Raw genomic sequence first — 17,620 nt, forward strand, 5'->3', positions numbered from 1 at the left:
AAAGGAAACCCGTGGAAGAACCTGCCCAACCTCTACAGCACCTCCACCGCCCTGGGGAGCAGGGACACAGGGGTCTTCGGGGGTCCCCCCAACCCGCGACCCACCACAACGAGCGAGGACGGAACACATGACGTCGAACATCGGTCTGCTGGCCCGCATCGAGGCCCTCCCCGAGCATGCCGAGGAGGTGGAGACGCTGCTGCGCGACGCCCTGGCATCGGCTCGCGAGGAGGAGCTCACCGTCACCTGGTTCGCCTTCAAGGAGAGCCCCACCGTGTTCGGGATCTTCGACACCTTCGCCGACGAGACCGGCCGCGCCGCACACATCAACGGCCGGATCGCCGCCGCCCTGATGAAGATCGCCCCCACCCACCTGGCCACCGCGCCCGACATCCGCACCATCGACGTCCTCGCCGCCAAGCTCCCCTGAACCGGCACGGCCGAGGGGGCGGGGCCGCCAGGAGCCGGCCCCGCCCTTTGCCCTCCCTGAGCCGACGGGAGGAGGCGTCCGTGCTGCGACGCCCGGCCAGACATCCGGCCCGAGGTCTGGCTCGAAGTCGGGCTCGAAGTCCGGCCGCTCACCGGCCGCGATCGCCGGTCGCGATCACTTTCCCAACGTGTAGCCGCCCTTGACGACGTAGAAGTCGGTGGCGGGTGCCATGCACCGGGCGGTGAATCGTGGTGCGGTGGGCGTGCGGCCTTGCGCTGGGGAGGGTCATCGCTGACAAATGCCTTTCACGCGTCGAGTACTGATTGATAGCGTCCCTTCCGTGCCCCCGACTTTGCACTCCGAGCGTCTGCAGCTTGAGCCGTACTCCCCCGAGGACGAGGAGGACTTCGTCGCCTTGTTCCAGGACCGGAGGGTGTCGCAGTGGATGGGTGACGGCCCCTCTACCGAGGCTGAGGACCGGGCCCTGTTCGGGCGCATCTTCACGAAGGTCTATGCCAAGGACCTGTTCGACGTCTGGGCCGTTCGTCGCGACGGCCGCTACGTCGGACACGCTGAAATCAAGCCGAGCGAGGAGGTCCAGGGCCACGAGATCGTCTACGCGCTGACCCCGGACGCGTGGGGATCCGGCCTGGGGCGAGAACTGGCCGAGACGATCGTCGCCCACGGCTTCGGCACTCTGGGGCTGACGGAAGTGCACGCCACCGTGGCTGCACCGAACAGCGCTTCGCTGGCCCTACTGAAGGGGATCGGCTTCGAGCACGTCCGGGACATTGCCGAGGACGACGGCAGCACCACCCGCGTGCTGACCCGTAGCTTCATCGACCGATTGCATCCGCTACCGGCAACCGCCCGCCGGTGACCGCAGTTCTCGCCCCTGGCCGCTACCTCTGCGATCGGGGGCTCACAGCCGCAGGTGTGATGCCCCGTTGAGGTCGAGGATCGTGCCGGAGGCCCAGGTGGCTTCGGCCGATGCCAGGTAGACCACGGCGGCGGCGACTTCCTCCGGAGTGCCGACCCTGCCGAACGGGCTCTGGCCGCGCAGGGCGTCCCCCGACGGGCCGGTCAGGCGGTCGGCGACCCTGTCGGTGGCGGTGAAGCCGGGGGCGACCGAGGTCACCGAGATCCCGTGCGGTGCCAGGGCGACGGCGAGGGACTGGCCGAACGCGTGCAGCGCGGCCTTGCTCGCGCCGTACGCGGGATGGTCCGGCTCGCCGCGGAAGGCTCCACGCGAGCCGATGTGCAACGCCGCCGTGGCAACCGCGGAGTCGAACGCGAGGGCCTCGCCCAGTTGCAGCGCGAAGGGCTGGTCCGTACCGGCTGGCACCGTCCGACCACCGTGGTGGAGGCGACCGCCGTCGACGCTGGAGAGGTGCAACGATGGAGCCGAGGGCGCCCTCCGAGCCGCCGGAGCGCCGGGGTCGGGAGCCGGGGCCGGGCGGTCAGGGCGCCGCCCGTCGGTCCGACCGCCGTGCTCGGCCGGGAGCGGAAGGGGATGCCATGACAGCGCAGGTGGGCTCGTCTCGTCCGTCCGACCGCCCGTGCGCTCCGGCCGCTCGGTGCCGGGTAAGCCGTCCGGGATCGGTCCGGCCGGTCGGCGTCGGTCGGCCGACAGCGGTCGGCACCGGCAGGCCGGGCCGATGACGGTTGACCCGGTCCAAGTCGGCGCGGCTCCGGCTGCCGCGTCCGGTCACGCGGTGGCGCGCGGCCCTCACTCCGCAGCGACCCGGCTGCGGGTGGCGGTGGTCGGCTCGGGGCCGGCCGGTCTGTACACCGCAGAGGCCGTGATCAAGCAGGCTTCGGCGTCCGCGGACTGCTTCGAGGTCGCGGTGGACGTGCTTGACCGCCTGCCCACGCCCTATGGCCTGGTGCGCTACGGCGTCGCCCCCGATCACCCGTCGATCAGGTCGATCGCCGACTATCTCAGGCGGGTGCTCGAACACCCGCAGGTCCGGTTTCTCGGCGGTCTGTGCTTCGGCCGGGACGTCACCCGCGAGATGCTCCTCGCGTGCTACGACGCGGTGGTGTACGCCACCGGCGCGCCGCGCGACCGCCGGCTGCGGGTGCCCGGCGAGAACCTGCCGGGCAGTGCCGCGGCGGCCGACTTCGTCCGCTGGTACTGCGGGCACCCCGATTCGGACCCGGCGATGTTCGAACTCGATGCCGAGGCGGTGGCCGTGATCGGAGCCGGCAATGTGGCGCTCGACGTGGCGCGGATCCTCGCCAAGCCCGCGGCCGCCTTCAGTGCCACTGACGTACCGGAGCCGGTACTCGCGGCGCTGGCGGCCAGCAGGGTCCAGGAGATCCACATCATCAGCCGCCGCGGGCCGGCGCAGGCCAGGTTCACCCCGAAGGAACTCCGCGAACTCGGAGAGGTGCCGGGCGCCGACATCACGGTCGACACGGCCGGGACCGACGGGTTCGATCCCATCGGAGAGATCGGCGGCGAGGCGGAGTCGGACCGGCGGGTGCGCAGCAATCTGGCCGTGATCCGGGGCTGGGCCGAGCGGTCGTCGCAGGGACACCCGAGGCGCGTGTCGGTCAGGTTCTGGCTGCGGCCGGTGGAGATCATCGGCGCCGAACGGGTAACGGCGCTGCGGGTCGAGCGGACCGTGCCGACAGAGACTGGTCAGGTGACCGGGACGGGCGAGTTCGCGGAGATCCCGGTACAGCTGGTGTTGCGATCGGTCGGCTACGAGGGCGTGCCGCTTCCCGGGGTTCCGTTCGACGAACGGCGTGCCGTCGTCCCCAGCGCCGATGGCCGGGTTCTGGGAACCGACGGCACCCCGCAGCCGGGCGAGTACGTGGCCGGCTGGCTCAAGCGCGGGGCGACCGGTGTGATCGGCAGCAACAAGTCCGACGCCGCGCAGACCGTCCGCACGCTCCTCGCCGACCGGGTGGATGGCGTGACGCCCGTTCACCGCGCGGATCCCGCGGCTCCGGTGCTCCCCGACCTGCTCGCCGCACGCGGTGTGCGGCCGGTGAGCTACACCGACTGGCTCGGCATCGACGAGCGGGAGCGCGAACTCGCCGCCGCGCTGGGCCGGGGCGAACGCGTCAAGTTGAGCGGCTGGGACGCGCTGAACAGTGCCTGTGGCCGCGCGGCCGCCGTACCTCCCACCGCCCGGGACTGACCTCAACGCATCTCCGGGCACCGGCGGTTGGCGACTGCCAGCCGGAGGCGTCCAGACGTCCCGCCCCCGCGGCCACCGGGCTCCGCCCGGCGCCAGTTATATCGATATCAAGTATCTTGACATCGAGACTGGCTCAGGACAGGCTGCTCACCGATCTCAGGCCCGTCTCTCGGATCGTCGGATCGGACGAGCAGGGGCGCGCCCGATAGGTGGAGGAAGACCGTGAACGACGTCGCCGGATTCGAGAGCGTCCCCCCGACGACCCTGGCCGATCTGCTGGGGCGCGAGCAGGTCATGGACGTCGGCATCCGCCCGCTGTGGCCCTCGGTTCCCAGGGTCGCCGGACCGGCGTTCACCGTGCGGTGCCCTCCGGGCGACAACCTGATGCTCCACGCGGCCATCTACCGCGCCCAGCCCGGCTCGGTCATCGTCGTCGAAGCGGGCGACGTGGACTACGCGGTCGCCGGCGGAAACGTCTGTGCCGTCGCCCAGCGTCGGGGAATCGCGGCGTTCGTGGTCGACGGGGTGATCCGTGACCTCGCCGAGGTGCGCGAGATGGGCTTCCCCGTTTTCGCCAGGGGAGTCATCCCCGTCCCGGGCACCAAGGCGGCAGTTGAACCGCTCAACGGCCGGGTGCGGTGCGGCGGCGTGCACGTGAACGCCGGCGACATCGTGGTGGCCGACGAGGAGGGCATCGTGGTCACCCCCGGTGGTCGCCGGGAGCGGGTACTCCTCGACGCCCAGGCGAAGTTGGCCAAGGAGGCCGGCGGATCCCTCGACGCGTGGGAGGAGGCGCATCGCGCCCGCATCGAGAAGATCCTGGCCGAGAAGGGCTACGAGGACTGACGGCGACTCGAGCTCCGAGGGCGCGGTTCACCACGCGGGCGCCCCTCCGGCGCGCGTCCGACATGACGGCACCCCCTCGGACGGCTCTGTGGCCTCGATCTCGCCGCGGATCAGCCGCTCCGCCCGGGAGCGGTCGGTGATGTGCCACTGGCGGCCCAGTACGTGCAGCCAGTCCTCCCGGGCATCGCGCATCGCGTCGTCCGGTACGCCCCGGGAGAGCATCGACGCCAGCCGGACCACGGCCTGGCGGCGCCGCTCGATCCGCGGTACGGGGGTGTGGCAGTCCTCCAGCATCCGCACCAGGAGCCCCACCAGTTGGGCCCGGCCCCGCGGGCAGCTCCATCACCCGTGCCCGGGCGCGCACCAGGCTCTCGGTGGACGGGTGGCCATCGACCTCGGTGTCGATGGCCAGCAGCGCCTCGGCGACCGCGCCCGGTTGGCCGGAGTCGAGCGCGTCGAGCAGCCGCGCCGCGGCCGCGTCGAGGATGTCCGTCGTCGCCATCAGCCACCCACCAGAGGAACGAGCTTGAGGAAGCACACCTCGGTGTCCAGGCGCAGGTCCAACTCGGTGTCCAGCTCCGCCACACCGCCGGGCACGCCGCCTACACCGTCACCGGGGGCGGCCGGCGGCTGATCGCCTTCGGCGACGCCATGCACTCGTCGATCCAGATCGACCACCCGGAGTGGTCCGCGGCGCCCGATCACGACCCCGAACTCGCCGCACGCCACCGCCGGGAGCTGGTCGCCGAACTGGCGCGCCCCGACACCATCGGCTTCGGTGTCCACTTCGCCGACGTGGTGTTCGGCCGGGTGCGACGGGACGGCGCCCGGCCCGCCTGGCGGCCGGTCACCGACTGACGCCGTGGTACCCCGGCCGGCTGAGACCGCGGTACTCCACCAGGCTGACGCTGCCGTCCCCGGACGGGAGCGCTGACCGACCCGGCCGGGGTGCCGGAGCGGTTCCGGTCTGTTGCGAGGGGTCACGCTGGCCCTGCGGCCCGCCGTGACCGGGAACGCCACCCGGGTGCGGGAGTGGCTTTCCGCTCGCTCGGCGCAAGGTCCACAGCGTGGTGCGGCCCGCTCACGGCGGGGCCGGGATAGACATTTACCCATGGCCCGAGCCCTGCCCCGCTCCTCCTGGCCGTTCCGACGCCGACCGAGCGGCCGCCGCGAGCGGCGACAGCCAGACGCTGTCCCGCCCGTTTCGTCGGCACGTCGCCGACCGGGCATGCGCAGCGTCGCAGGGCAGATGTTCCTGCTGCAGGTGCTGATCGTGCTGCTGCTCGTGGTGGCCGCCGTCGTCACCCTGCTGATCCAGGCACGCAGTGACCGCTTCGACGAAGCCCGTGACCGCTCGCTCGCCGCAGCCGAGTCCTTCTCGCACACTCCGGGCCTGGCGGCCACCATGCTCGGCCCGAACCCCAGCGCGGTGCTCCAGCCGCGGACGGAGATCGCCCGCCAGCAGGCCGGCGTCGACTTCATCGTCGTCACCGACCGCAACGGCATCCGCTTCACGCACCCGGAACCGCAGCTGATCGGGAAGAAGTTCGTCGGCACGATCGCCCCTTCCCTGGAGCAGGGCCGTGTCACCATCGAGAGCGTCCACGGCCCGCTCGGGCACGAGTTCCAGGTCGTGGTCCCGGTCTACGACACGGGCGGGAGCATCATCGGGATCGTGTCCGCGGGGCTCAAGGTCAGCCGGGTGAGCAGCGCGATCAACCACCAGCTCCCCCTGGTGCTGGGCACCGGAGCGGCCGCCCTCGCACTGGCCACCACCGGTACCGCCCTGGTGGGCCGCCGGCTGCGCCGCCAGACCCACGGTCTGGGAACGGCCGAGATGACCCGGATGTACGAGCACCACGACGCCGTCCTGCACGCGGTCCGCGAAGGGGTGGTCATCGTCGGCGGCACCGGCCGCATCCTGCTCGCCAACGACCAGGCGCGCCGCCTGCTCGACCTGCCCACCGATGCCGAGGGCCGTGCCGTCGCCGATCCGGACCTCCACCTGGATCCGCGGATGGCGGAGCTGCTGGCCTCCCGGCGGGTCGTCACCGACGAGGTGGTCCCGCTCGGGGACCGGCTGCTGGCGATCAACAACCGGCCGACCGACCGGAAGGGCGGTCCGCCCGGCAGCGTGGCCACCCTGCGGGACACCACCGAACTCCACACGCTCACCGGGACAGCCGAAACCGCCCGCAACCGGCTCAGGCTGCTGTACGACGCGAGCCTCGCCGTCGGCACCACCCTGGACATCCGGCGCACCGCCCAGGAGCTCGCCCAGATCGCCACCCCGCGGCTGGCCGACTACACCACCGTCGACCTCGCCGAGCCCGTCCTGGAGGGCGAGGAGCCCCATGCCCTGGGCAGCGGCGCGTCGGCCGTGCTGCGGCGGGTCGCGATCGCCGGTCCCGGCCCTTCGCCGCTCTACCAGGAGGACGAGCTGCACACCTTCGCCGGCACCACCCCGCAGGCGACCGGCTTCGTCAGCGGCCAGCCCGTGCTCGTCCCGGACCTGAGCGCCGACGCCGGCTGGCTGACCCAGGACCACGAGCGCACCCAGGCCGTGATCGACTTCGGCTTCCACTCCCTCGTCACCGCGCCGCTGCAGGCCAGGGGCGTGATGATGGGCGTCGTCAACTTCTGGCGCACCCGGGAGAGCCAGCCCTTCGACGAGGACGACCTGTCACTGGCGGTGGAGCTCGCCAACCGCGCCGCGCTGGCCATCGACAACGCCCGCCGCTACACCCGCGAGCACACCATGGCCACCACGCTCCAGCGTCACCTCCTGCCCCGGACCCTGCCGCCGCACCCCACCCTCGACATCGCCCACCGCTACCTGCCCGCCCCCAGCGGTGCCAGCGGCGACTGGTACGACGTCATCCCGCTGCCCGGTACCCGCACCGCCCTGGTGATCGGCGACGTGGTCGGGCACGGCCTGCACGCCGCGGCCACCATGGGACGGTTGCGCACCGCCGTGCAGAACTTCTCCACTCTCGACCTTCCGCCCGACGAACTCCTCGCTCACCTCGACCAGTTGGTCACCCAGCTCGACCAGGAGACCTCCGACTCGCAGTCCGTCATCGCCGGCGCCACCTGCCTCTACGCCATCTACGACCCCACCGCGGGGACCTGCGCCCTCGCCGGTGCCGGTCACCCCGCGCCCGTCGTGATCCGCCCGGACGGCACCGTCGAGGTGCCCGACGTCCCCACCAACCCGCCGCTGGGCCTGGGCCACCACCCGTTCCACACCACCCGGCTCGACCTCCCCGAGGGCAGTACTCTCGTCCTCTACACCAACGGCCTGATCACCAACCACACCCACGACCTCGCCGCCGGGGAGCGCGCCCTGGTCGCCGCCCTCACCGACCAGCGCGACCGCACCCCGCAGGAGATCTGCGACGACGTGCTCGCCGCGCTCACCCCCATCCGCCCCACCGACGACACCGCTCTGCTGGTCGCCCGTACCCACCTGCTGCGGCCCGAGCGGATCGCCGACTGGGACGTGCTCTTCGCCCCCACGGCCGTTGCCGCGATCCGTACCGCCGCCGCCCGGCAGCTCGCCCGCTGGGGCCTGGAGGAGGAGGTGTTCACCACCCAGATCATCCTCACCGAGTTGGTCACCAACGCCATCCAGCACGCCTCCGGCCCCATCCACGTCCGGCTCCTGTACGACCACGACACGCTCGTCTGCGAGGTCTCCGACGCCACCGACACCACCCCGCACCCCCGCCACCCCGCGCCGGACGACGAGAACGGCCGCGGCCTGCTGATCGTCACCCACCTCACCCAGCACTGGGGCACCCGCCACACCCCGACGGGCAAGACCATCTGGACCGAGCAACGCGTAGCACCCCCTTCCGGCCAGGCCGGGACGAGGTGAGCAGCCGTACGCACGCGTTCCGTGCCCGGGTCCGCGAAGCTTGATCCGCTTGCCCCGCAGGCCCGGGAGACGCGGCCGTCCACGCTGGCGGCCCGACGCACCGGGCCGAGCCGGGATCCGGTCAGGTGTACCGGTCCGGCCGGATGCCGTGGCGCCCCGGCGCTATGGTCAGGGTTGGACATCAGCGGCATCTTCCGCGCCGGTGACCGCCGGGGCGACAGGGGGAAGGGGACTCGGGTTGGCGGGGATCATGGTGATCGGGGGCGGGATCGCCGGGACGGCGACGGCCCTGGCACTGCACAAGGCGGGATTCGAAGTCACCGTCCACGAGGCGCATCCGAACACCGGGGAGGACATCGGGGCGTTCCTCACCCTGGCGAGCAACGGCATGCGCGCGCTGGCGCAGATCGACGCGGCCGGACCGGTGGCCGGCCTCGGCTTCCCGATCAGCCGGATGAACGTGATCGACGAGAACGGGACCGAACTCGCGGCCGTGCCGCTCGGCGAACACGACCAACCGCTGACCCGCTACCGCTGCCTGCGCCGTGCCGAACTGGGTGCGGCGCTGCAGCGCGAGGTCCGGCGGCGGGGGATCCCGATCCGCCACGCTGCGCGGCTCACCGCCCTCCGCGAGGACGAGACGGGCGCCACCGTGGAGTTCGCGGACGGCAGTTCGGCCACCGGTGACCTGGTCGTGGGAGCCGACGGGCTTCGCTCGACCGTGCGCAGCCAGCTCGATCCGGCCGCACCGGGACCCGAGTACGCGGGCCAGCGCGTCTTCTACGGCTACACCACGGCCGCCGCGCCCGTGGACGGCGAGCCGGACCGGATCACCATGGTCCGCGGCAGCGGCGCCGCGTTCGGCTACCTGGTCTCCCCCGCCGCCGAGACCTACTGGTTCGCGCGGGTGCCCGGCCCGGCGGCGACCGCCGAGGAGATCGCCCGGGCGACGCCGGAGCAGTGGCGGGAACACCTGCTGCCGCTGCTGCGCCCCGACCGCACACCGGCGGCCGACATCGTCGCGGCGACGGACGAGCGGCTGATGGTGACCAACGCCCTGCACCTGGCTCCCGGCACCCGCTGGCAGGGACGCCGTACGGTGCTCATCGGCGACGCCGCGCACGCGGCCTCACCGGCGACCGGCCAGGGCGCCTCGATGGCGCTCGAGGACGCCGTGGTGTTGGCCAAGGCGCTGCGCGACGCGGACACCACCGCCGCGGCGCTTGACTGCTACGAACTGCACCGCAGGCCCCGGGTCGAACAGAACATCACGGTCAGCGCCCAGCTCACCGCGAGCCGGACCCGCTCGCCCGGCTCGCCCGGCCCACAGGTGCGGGACTCCGCACGCCCGGTCTCCCGGGTGGACGACGAGCTGATCCGCCTGCTCGACTGGGACACACCGCTGCCCGGCACCGGCCGGGATGCGTGAGCTGCGGTCCGCTCAGCCGTTGCCGGTGCGCCACGGCAGCTCGCCGGTGGCGAAGAAGGCGAGCGACTGCTCGGTCGACAACGCGGTCGACACGAACCCGACCGGGGAACCGTCTCGTCCGGACTGTTCGGGAAGCCGCAGGACCGCCGACCGGGTCGGGCCGTCCCCACTGCCGGGTAGCGCCGTGGCACCGCCGGTCACACCTGGGCCGCGAGCTCTCGGACGACCTCGGCGAAGCCGTGGACCAGTGGGTTGTCCGTGCCCTCGGACCAGGCCAGCACGACCCGCAGCGGATCGGCGTCGGTGAGCGGGACCCAGGCCAGATCGGGGCGGGCGTAGTAGCGGGTCATGCTCAGCGGGGCGAAGCAGACGGCAGCGCCCTCCGCCACCTGTTCGAGCATCTCCTCGACGTTGTCGTTGGTCGGACCCCAGTTGGGGCTGGATCCGTCGGGCCTGGGGTTGACGGCCCACCAGTCGACCCACTCCCGAGGGGCGCGTTCGGTCCACATCAGCGGTTCGTCGTTGACGTCGAGCACCGAGAGGCCGTCCCGGTCGGCGAGCGGGTGCCCGGTCGGCAGGCCGACGACCCGGGGCTCGGCGTGCACCGGTTCGGCGCACAGACCGGTGAGGTCGGCGGGCAGCCAGACGAAGGCGACGTCCACCCGGCCGTCCCGCAGCGCGGCCGCCTCCTGCCCCCAGTCGAAGCGCTTGGGCTCCACCCGGACGCCGGGGTGGCGGCGGGCGAACTCGGCCCGCGAGCGGGTGGTCAACTCACCGGCGCCGCTGGCCTCGAAGCCCACTCGCAGCACCCCGGTCTCGCCGCGGCGGTGCCGCTCGGCGGCGGCCGCGACCCGTTCGGCCTGGCGTACCGTGCGGCGGGCCTCGGCCACCACGTCGCGACCGGCCGCCGTCGCGGTGACGCCTCCGGAGTGCCGTTCGAACAGCCGCACGCCGAGTTCCGACTCCAGGTTCCTCAGGGCGTAGGACAGCGCGGGCTGGCTTACGTACAGCCGTGCAGCGGCCCGGCCGAGGTTTCCCTCCTCGGCTATCGCGACCAGATAGTGCAACTGACGGAGCTCCATCCGGCGATCATAAGCCGCCTTTATCGAGCCACCGGGCCTGTGTCTTGGACGGCCGGATGAGCCGGCTGGCATAACTGAAGTCGTCAACCACCAAGCGGTGCCCGGAAACCAGGAGCATTCGGGCGTCGCGGACCGAGGAGATGCAGATGTCCAGCGTGTCCCCAGCCCAGCCCGCCGAGCGCACGGCCCACGGCCGGGTCTGGCTGATCACCGGCGCCTCGTCCGGCTTCGGCCAGGCGATCACCGAGGCCGCCGTCGCCGCCGGTGACACCGTCGTGGCGGCGGCCCGCCGGCCGGAGGCGCTGGACGCACTGGCCGCCGCGCATCCCGACCGGGTGATCCCGGTCGCCCTGGACGTCACCGATCCGGCCCGGATCAGCGCCGTTGTGGCCGAGGTCCTGCTCTGGTACGGGCGGATCGACGTACTGGTGAACAACGCGGGCCGCGGGCTGATCGGTGCGGTCGAGGAGTCCACCGACCGCGAGTTGCGCGATCTGATGGAACTTCACTTCTTCGGCCCCGCCGCGCTCACCCGCGCGGTGCTGCCCCAGATGCGGCGTCAGGCTTCGGGCGCGGTCGTGCAGATGAGCAGCATGGGCGGGCGCTTCTCGTTCCCGGGTGTCGGCGCCTACTCGGCGAGCAAGTTCGCGCTGGAGGGCCTGTCCGAGGCGCTCGCCCAGGAGGTGGCTCCGTTCGGGATCAAGGTGCTGGTGGTCGAACCCGGCGCGTTCCGGACCGGATTCGCCGGGGGCGGCGCCCTGCAGCAGTCCGCGGCCATTCCCGCCTACGAGGAGACCGTCGGCCCCGTCCGGTCCGGGCTGCCGGGCAGCGACGGCAAGCAGCCGGGCGACCCCGCCAAGGCCGCCGCGGCGATCCTGGCCGCGCTGGACGCCGAGCACACCCCGCTGCGGCTGGCGCTCGGCAACGACGCCGTCGACGGGATCCTCGGCCATCTGGACGGCGCTCGCGCGCAGGCCCTGGCCTGGGAGTCCATCGGCCGCGCTACGGACTTCGAGGACTGAGAGGTAGACCCATTCCTGTGACCGGGTCCGGGACCGGTCCGGCCGGACCGGTCCCGGCGGCGTGGCTGGCAGGCGGTCTGCGGGCGGTGTCTCGCCCCGCCGACCGACCGTCCGCCGCCCTGCGTCACTTCAGGTCGACGACCTCGTGCATGCCGAGGACGGCGTGCGACAGGCCGGTCTCCTCGTCGGGCATCATGTCGAGCACCGCGTACCGGCCCGGCTGCAGGCCATGGGCCTGGATCGACGCGCTGCGGTCCGGCGAGAAGGCGCCGAGGCCGGTGGGCGGGCCGGTGAACGGGGACCGCGCCTTACGGCCCTGCGCGACCGTGGCCAGGTAGGTCTGGACCTGCTGGTCGGTGGTACCGGGGGCGACCGGCCGCAGCTGCGTCTCGTGGATCTGGCGCGAGCCGTTGTGCACCAGGTAGGCCAGGTGGACGTGGTCCAGATCGTCGGTCTGGAAGCGCGGACCGTCCGGCGTGGTGCGGTGGACCACGATGCCGTGCGGGTAACGGGCCTGGTTGGCGTTCATCCCGTTCGTACCGGCCAGCTCCATGGTCCGCATCACCGGGTGGGCCGGGTCCGCCCGGAAGGCGGTGAGGTCCAACAGGTAGACGGTGCCGGGGGCGACCTCCTCGGTGAACTGCTCGTGGACGCTCGGGGTGACCATGGCGCCGCCGAGCGCCTCGGCCTCGTGGCGGACCGCCCGGATGCCCGCGGCTGCGGTGGACGGCCTGCGGCTCATCGAGTCGGCCAGGTCGTGCAGCACCTTGCCGATGGCCACTCCGGCGTGCGGGCGTAGCAACTGGAGCTGACGGCCGTTCGGGTCGTCGGTCTTGACCCGGAAGCTGACCAGGCCGCCGAGGTGGTTCTGCGGCGCCTGGATGCCCGCCCTGTCGACCTTGACCTCGATCGGGTGTTCCTCGGGCGACACCGCGCCCGCGGCGCCCGCCGAGGCGACGACCGTGGCCAGGGCGACGGCGGCGACGGCCGCCACTCGTGCGGCGCGGTTGAGCAGTTGGTCCGGCATGGAAATCCTTTCGTCGGATGGCTTCTCGCCGCGCGAAGGATCCCCGGGCGCCCGCGCGGTGCAGCGGTTTCGGCGCGAGGCGAACCGATTTGGACCAATGCTCCGGCGCGGCTTCGCGAGCTGTCGGATGAGGGGTCGGCGAGGCGTCACCGGCAGGGGCGCAGGCGAGCTCCGGCGGGTGGCGTCCGACCCGGTTCGGCCGGTCCAGCGGTCCGTGCGGGGACGTGGTCGGCGCGTGCCGAGCGAGTGGCGCATCCGGGACGGTCAGGTCGACGGGATCGGTGGTCCGCCGCGTGGACGGTGTTCTTCGATGCTGCGTCTGTCCGTTCGATCACCGTCCTGGACTGACGCACGCCTGCCGACGCCGGTGCGACGGGCTGACCCGCTCGCCCGCTTGAACGCCACATGTCCTGTTCGCGACCGCGACCCATCACGAACTTGCCGCCATCGAGGCGGTGGTGGCCGCCCTGCCGACCACCCCCACGACGCCAGCGGCCGGGGTGCCCGCCGCGCAGGCCGCCGTCGAGTCGGCGGTGGCCGCGGACCTGGCCCGGATCGACGCCGTCGCCGGGCACGCGATAGCGGCCGCCCGCCGGGGCGTCGCCGGCCCGGACGGCCCGGGCCCGCTGCACGTCGTGCTGGATCTGGCCACCAGCCGGCCCGAGTACACCGACCGGCTGATCCGCGACGAACTGGTCACGCTGCTGGTCGCCGGGCACGGGACCACCGCGAAGACCGTACGGGGCAGGCCGGGGGTGTCCGGCTCAGAGCGGGCGGTACATCATGTGCAGGCCCACATAGCCCTTCGCCGGATGCCGGAAGCCCTCCGGAACCGTGCCCAGCACCTCGAAGCCGAGCGAGCGGTAGAGGTTCACGGCGTGCTCGTTGGTCTCCACGACGGCGTTGAACTGCATCCCCCGGTAGCCCTCGGCGCGTGCCCACTCCAGTGTGTACTCGCACAGGGCCCGGCCGATGCCCTGCCCAGAGCGTGCCGGGTCGACCATGTAGCTGGCGCTGGCGATGTGCGAGCCGTTGCCCATGCGGTTGCGGTTCATCTTCGCCGTGCCCAGCACGGCACCGCTCTCGTCGACCGCGACGACCGTACGGTCAGGGGCCGGCAGCAGCCACCAGTCGCGGCCCTGTGCCTGGGTGAGATCGACCGGGTAGGGGAAGGTCTCCCCCGCGGTGACGATCTGCCGGAAGAAGGGCCAGATGGCGGGCCAGTCCTCGGTGGTGGCTTCCCTGATCAGCATGCGGACAGGATGCCGGTGGCATCTGGCGGTGCGCCAGGGATTTTCCGGAGGTCGCGGGTCCGGGCGGGCGGACCCACCGGACACGGTCCGTCGGCCGGCGCGCCCCTCGTGGCCCGCCCCTCCACCCGCCGGCCTTCCTTGACTTGGAGCGCACTCCAGTTCCTAGCCTCGGCTCCATGACCACGACTTCTCAGCACAGGATCGGTTCAGGCTTCTCGGCGCGCAGCAGTGCGGACGACGTCCTGCGCGGCATCGACCTCTCCGGCAGGCTCGCGATCGTCACCGGCGGCTACTCCGGCATCGGGCTGGAGACCACCCGTGCACTGGCCCGTGCCGGTGCCCGGATCATCGTCCCGGCCCGGCGACGGGCGACCGCCCTGGCGGCGGTCGAGGGGATCGAGGGGGTCGAGGTCGACGAGCTCGATCTCGCCGACCTCGACAGCGTGCGTGGGTTCGCCGAACGCTTCCTCGCCTCGGGTCGCGCGGTCGACATCGTCATCAACAACGCCGGCGTCATGGCGCTGCCGCCGACCAGGATCGGTCCCGGGTGGGAGGCTCACTTCGCGATCAACCATCTCGGTCACTACGCCCTGGTCAACCACCTCTGGCCGGCCATCGTGGACGGCGGCGCGCGCGTGGTCTCGGTCTCCTCGGCGGCACACCACTTCTCGGACATCCGCTGGCACGACCCGCACTTCGAGCACGGCTACGACCGGACGCAGGCGTACGGTCAGGCGAAGACCGCCAATGCGCTGTTCGCACTGCATCTCGACGCGCTCGGAAGGGAGTTCGGGATCAGGGCGTTCTCGCTGCACCCCGGCAGCATCCTCACCCCGCTGCAACGCCACCTCACCAAGGCGGAGATGACGTCCTTCGGCTGGATCGACGAGGACGGCGAACCTGCGGATCCCGGCTTCAAGACCCCCGAGCAGGGCGCGGCCACCCAGGTGTGGGCGGCGACCTCACCCGGGCTCGCGGAACTGGGCGGCCTCTACTGCGAGGACTGCGACGTCGCCGAGCTCACCACGCCCGAGGACGCCCCGCTCACCGGTGTGCGCGCCTATGCCACCGATCCCGGTCAGGCCGCCCGTCTGTGGGAGCTGTCCGCCGAACTCACCGGTGTCGACGCCTTCGCCCGCGCCTCCTGACCAGCCGTTTCCATCCGTCGCCAGCCGGGGCCGACCACTGCCAGTAGTCGTCGGCCGAGCGCCGGTCGTGCGCCGGTCGTACGCCGGTCAGGGCTGGAAGGTCGTCCCCCGGGTCCGATGCGCCGAGGAGCCCTGACCGGGCGCGGAGCGGTGGCAGTCGCGGCAGTGCACGGCTGACGCCGGATGTGCACGTACTGTTCATGCCGGGCGGATTCCGGCCGCCACCTGCGGCTCGGCACCCTGGCGGTACAGGGACCGATGACAGGGCGTTCCCTGTCTCCCCGTCATGTGTCCCTCAACCGTAGGAGACATCCGCAGGAGAGTGAAGCCAGTGCGACAGATCGGACGGCGGGCTTTCATCACCAGCGCAGGCGCCGTCGCCACCGTCGCCGCCATCGGCACTCCGGCCTTCGCCGGCGACCATGCCCGGGACGCGGCCACGGCCGACGAGTACGTCGACGTACAACTCCTCAACATCACCGACCTGCACGGCTATCTGCAGGCGGCACCGGCCGGAGACTCGGTGATCACCGGCACCGCAGGCCAGAAGTACACCGTCGGCGGGGTGGCCTATCTGGCGGCCCATCTGAACAGGCTCCGGGCGGGGCGCAGGAACTCCATCTTCTTCGCGCCCGGAGACCTGTTCTCCGGCTGGGAGTTCGACGCGGCGGCCTTCGCCGACGAGCCGACCATCGAGGCGCTCAACCGGATGAAGCTGGACTTCGCCTCGGCCGGGAACCACGAGTTCGACAAGTCGCCGGCCTTCCTCACCCAGCACATGGCGAAGGGCGTCCCGTTCCCGCAGGCCGGCTGGGACGACTCCTTCCAGGATTCCGGCGGGCGCCGGTTCAAGGGCGCCGACTTCCGCTACTACAGCGCCAACATGGTGTGGAAGGCGAGCAACCGCACGGTCCTGCCGCCGTACAACATCGAGTGGGTGGACGCAGGCCGGGGGCACAGGCTCCCGATCGGCTTCATCCATCTGACCGCGATCGGCACCGAGTCCTTCCCGGCGTCCTTCCAGCCGGCGCTGGCCTCCCTGGACGAGATCGAGAGCGCCAACCGCTGTGCGGCGGAGCTCAAGTCACGCGGTGTCAACGCGATCGTACTCAGCATGCACGACGGTGCGGTGGCCGGCACCGACTTCAACAGCGGCAGCAACCCCTCGGGGCCGGCCTACGAGCTGGCACTGCGGGTCTCCCCCGACATCGACGCGATCGTCACCGGCCACTGGCACTGCGCGTTCAACATGATGGTCCCCGATCCGAACGGCGTACCGCGCCCGTTCGTGGAGGCCGGGTGCTACGGCCAGCTGATCAACGAGATCAACCTGCGGCTCGATCCGGCGACCGGCCGGGTGGTGCGCACGCTCACCACCTCCGTCAACCACCCCAACACCCGTGACGTGGCACCCGATCCGGAGCTGAAGCAGGTGGTGGACTACTGGGCCGGGTACGCCGAGCGGCGCGCGAGGACCGCCATCGCCAAACAGACCGCCTCCTTCACCCGGCGGACCAACCGGGCGGGTGAGAGCACCCTGGGCAACCTGGTGGCCGACTGGGCCTACTGGGCCGGACGGCAGCCGCAGGGCCCGATGAACGACGGCAACGCCTTCCCCGACACGCCGGCCGAACTGGCCGTCATCGCCATCGCACCGCGCTTCGGCCAGTGCATCATCGGCGCGGACCTCGACCATGACGCCCATTCGGGCGGGACTGTCACCTTCGGGCAGGTGTTCAACGCCGTCGGGTACGGCGACGCGATCATCACCGTAACCGTCACCGGGGCGCAGATCCACGACGCCCTGGAACAGCAGTGGACGGACGTCGGGGGCGGCGGGCTGCAGTTCGCGCCGCTGGCCGTCTCGCACAACGTCCACTACAGCTTCGACGCCACGGGCCCGGCCGGCCACCGGGTCGATCCCCGCGAGGTCCTGATCGACGGAAAGCCACTGGACCTGGCCCGCTCCTACCGGATCGCGATGCCCGCGTACACGCTGGTCAACGGTGACGGGTACCCGGCGTTCGCCGGCTACACCGAACCCTTCAGGCACACCAGGGACTTCGAGAGTTTCGCCGCCTATGTGAAGGCGCGCAAGCGGATCAGCCCGGCGCCGCTGAACCGGGTCTCGGTCAAGAACGCCGCCGGACGGGGCGCCCGGATCGGCGAACTCGCGGTACCGCGCTCGGCGGCTTCGGCCGGCGGTGCCGGGCGGCGCGCCGAGGCCGCCGTCCGGACGGCAGTCGACGGGTTCCGGGTCCCCTGCTGAACCGGGCGCCGCGCCCCGGCCACCGTTCGGCATCCGACGGTGGCCGGGGCATCGGCAGTAGGCGACCTGGGCAGGAGGAGGT

General features: G+C 72.1%; 15 protein-coding genes and 1 pseudogene. 10 read left to right on the forward strand and 6 right to left on the reverse strand.

The window, feature by feature from the left end:
• Positions 1-127: 127 nt before the first annotated feature.
• Positions 128-430 (forward strand): putative quinol monooxygenase, encoded by a 303-nt coding sequence (locus ACZ5ON_RS08415; RefSeq protein ID WP_465587394.1) that lies wholly within the window; start codon positions 128-130, stop codon positions 428-430.
• 340 nt (positions 431-770) lie between these two features.
• The gene (locus ACZ5ON_RS08420; protein ID WP_465587397.1) at positions 771-1,310 is read left to right on the forward strand and encodes a GNAT family N-acetyltransferase; all 540 of its coding nucleotides are present in this window, start codon (positions 771-773) and stop codon (positions 1,308-1,310) included.
• 42 nt (positions 1,311-1,352) lie between these two features.
• Here the strand turns inward: ACZ5ON_RS08420 and ACZ5ON_RS08425 are convergent.
• Positions 1,353-1,691 (reverse strand): annotated as a pseudogene (locus ACZ5ON_RS08425) (SDR family NAD(P)-dependent oxidoreductase); the annotation flags it as partial.
• Between the two features lie 397 nt (positions 1,692-2,088).
• On the opposite strand from ACZ5ON_RS08425, the gene ACZ5ON_RS08430 reads away from it, so the two are divergent.
• A complete protein-coding gene (locus tag ACZ5ON_RS08430; protein WP_465587400.1) occupies positions 2,089-3,582 on the forward strand; it encodes an FAD-dependent oxidoreductase in 1,494 nt (497 codons plus the stop codon).
• A 222-nt stretch (positions 3,583-3,804) separates the two neighbouring features.
• Positions 3,805-4,428 (forward strand): RraA family protein, encoded by a 624-nt coding sequence (locus tag ACZ5ON_RS08435; protein ID WP_465587403.1) that lies wholly within the window; start codon positions 3,805-3,807, stop codon positions 4,426-4,428.
• A 27-nt stretch (positions 4,429-4,455) separates the two neighbouring features.
• On the opposite strand, the gene ACZ5ON_RS08440 is transcribed toward ACZ5ON_RS08435, so the two are convergent.
• Positions 4,456-4,728: a hypothetical protein gene (locus tag ACZ5ON_RS08440; RefSeq protein ID WP_465587406.1), complete on the reverse strand. Its 273-nt coding sequence runs from the start codon at positions 4,726-4,728 to the stop codon at positions 4,456-4,458.
• A 351-nt stretch (positions 4,729-5,079) separates the two neighbouring features.
• Between ACZ5ON_RS08440 and ACZ5ON_RS08445 the strand changes: the two genes are divergently transcribed.
• The 3 genes from ACZ5ON_RS08445 to ACZ5ON_RS08455 all read left to right on the forward strand — a co-directional run bounded on the left by ACZ5ON_RS08445 (position 5,080) and on the right by ACZ5ON_RS08455 (position 9,737).
• A complete protein-coding gene (locus ACZ5ON_RS08445; protein WP_465587410.1) occupies positions 5,080-5,286 on the forward strand; it encodes a hypothetical protein in 207 nt (68 codons plus the stop codon).
• 370 nt (positions 5,287-5,656) lie between these two features.
• A complete protein-coding gene (locus ACZ5ON_RS08450; RefSeq protein WP_465587414.1) occupies positions 5,657-8,308 on the forward strand; it encodes a SpoIIE family protein phosphatase in 2,652 nt (883 codons plus the stop codon).
• Positions 8,309-8,546: 238 nt separating this feature from the next.
• Positions 8,547-9,737 carry an FAD-dependent oxidoreductase gene (locus tag ACZ5ON_RS08455; RefSeq protein ID WP_465587418.1) on the forward strand — a complete coding sequence of 397 codons (1,191 nt, stop codon included), beginning with the start codon at positions 8,547-8,549 and terminating at the stop codon, positions 9,735-9,737.
• A 12-nt stretch (positions 9,738-9,749) separates the two neighbouring features.
• Here the strand turns inward: ACZ5ON_RS08455 and ACZ5ON_RS08460 are convergent, their stop codons facing one another.
• On the reverse strand, positions 9,750-9,938 hold the full coding sequence (locus ACZ5ON_RS08460; protein ID WP_465587422.1) for a hypothetical protein: 189 nt from the start codon (positions 9,936-9,938) through the stop codon (positions 9,750-9,752).
• Positions 9,935-10,819: a LysR family transcriptional regulator gene (locus ACZ5ON_RS08465; RefSeq protein ID WP_465587425.1), complete on the reverse strand. Its 885-nt coding sequence runs from the start codon at positions 10,817-10,819 to the stop codon at positions 9,935-9,937. Before ACZ5ON_RS08465 ends, ACZ5ON_RS08460 begins: the two co-directional genes overlap by 4 nt.
• A 146-nt stretch (positions 10,820-10,965) precedes the next feature.
• Between ACZ5ON_RS08465 and ACZ5ON_RS08470 the strand changes: the two genes are divergently transcribed.
• Entirely contained in the window at positions 10,966-11,841 is an 876-nt protein-coding gene (locus tag ACZ5ON_RS08470) for an oxidoreductase (protein WP_465587428.1), read from the forward strand.
• 124 nt (positions 11,842-11,965) lie between these two features.
• Here ACZ5ON_RS08470 and ACZ5ON_RS08475 read toward each other — a convergent pair whose 3' ends face one another.
• Positions 11,966-12,868, reverse strand: a complete 903-nt coding sequence (locus ACZ5ON_RS08475; protein WP_465587431.1) for a hypothetical protein — start codon at positions 12,866-12,868, stop codon at positions 11,966-11,968.
• Between the two features lie 764 nt (positions 12,869-13,632).
• Positions 13,633-14,121 carry a GNAT family N-acetyltransferase gene (locus ACZ5ON_RS08480; protein WP_465587434.1) on the reverse strand — a complete coding sequence of 163 codons (489 nt, stop codon included), beginning with the start codon at positions 14,119-14,121 and terminating at the stop codon, positions 13,633-13,635.
• 176 nt (positions 14,122-14,297) lie between these two features.
• Here ACZ5ON_RS08480 and ACZ5ON_RS08485 point away from each other — a divergent pair, with 176 nt between their 5' ends.
• Positions 14,298-15,269, forward strand: coding sequence for an SDR family NAD(P)-dependent oxidoreductase (locus tag ACZ5ON_RS08485; protein ID WP_465587437.1), 972 nt, complete (start codon positions 14,298-14,300; stop codon positions 15,267-15,269).
• Between the two features lie 331 nt (positions 15,270-15,600).
• Positions 15,601-17,538 carry a bifunctional metallophosphatase/5'-nucleotidase gene (locus ACZ5ON_RS08490; RefSeq protein WP_465587440.1) on the forward strand — a complete coding sequence of 646 codons (1,938 nt, stop codon included), beginning with the start codon at positions 15,601-15,603 and terminating at the stop codon, positions 17,536-17,538.
• The last annotated feature ends 82 nt before the right edge of the window (positions 17,539-17,620 follow it).

The organism is Kitasatospora sp. NPDC032150, assembly GCF_055579945.1.

Coding starts and splice junctions, on each gene's coding strand:
- ACZ5ON_RS08445 (WP_465587410.1), top strand. CDS start 5,080: ATGCACTCGTCGATCCAGATCGACCACCCGGAGTGGTCCGCGGCGCCC.
- ACZ5ON_RS08450 (WP_465587414.1), top strand. CDS start 5,657: ATGCGCAGCGTCGCAGGGCAGATGTTCCTGCTGCAGGTGCTGATCGTG.
- ACZ5ON_RS08430 (WP_465587400.1), top strand. CDS start 2,089: ATGACGGTTGACCCGGTCCAAGTCGGCGCGGCTCCGGCTGCCGCGTCC.
- ACZ5ON_RS08485 (WP_465587437.1), top strand. CDS start 14,298: ATGACCACGACTTCTCAGCACAGGATCGGTTCAGGCTTCTCGGCGCGC.
- ACZ5ON_RS08415 (WP_465587394.1), top strand. CDS start 128: ATGACGTCGAACATCGGTCTGCTGGCCCGCATCGAGGCCCTCCCCGAG.
- ACZ5ON_RS08470 (WP_465587428.1), top strand. CDS start 10,966: ATGTCCAGCGTGTCCCCAGCCCAGCCCGCCGAGCGCACGGCCCACGGC.
- ACZ5ON_RS08465 (WP_465587425.1), bottom strand. CDS start 10,819: ATGGAGCTCCGTCAGTTGCACTATCTGGTCGCGATAGCCGAGGAGGGA.
- ACZ5ON_RS08475 (WP_465587431.1), bottom strand. CDS start 12,868: ATGCCGGACCAACTGCTCAACCGCGCCGCACGAGTGGCGGCCGTCGCC.
- ACZ5ON_RS08480 (WP_465587434.1), bottom strand. CDS start 14,121: ATGCTGATCAGGGAAGCCACCACCGAGGACTGGCCCGCCATCTGGCCC.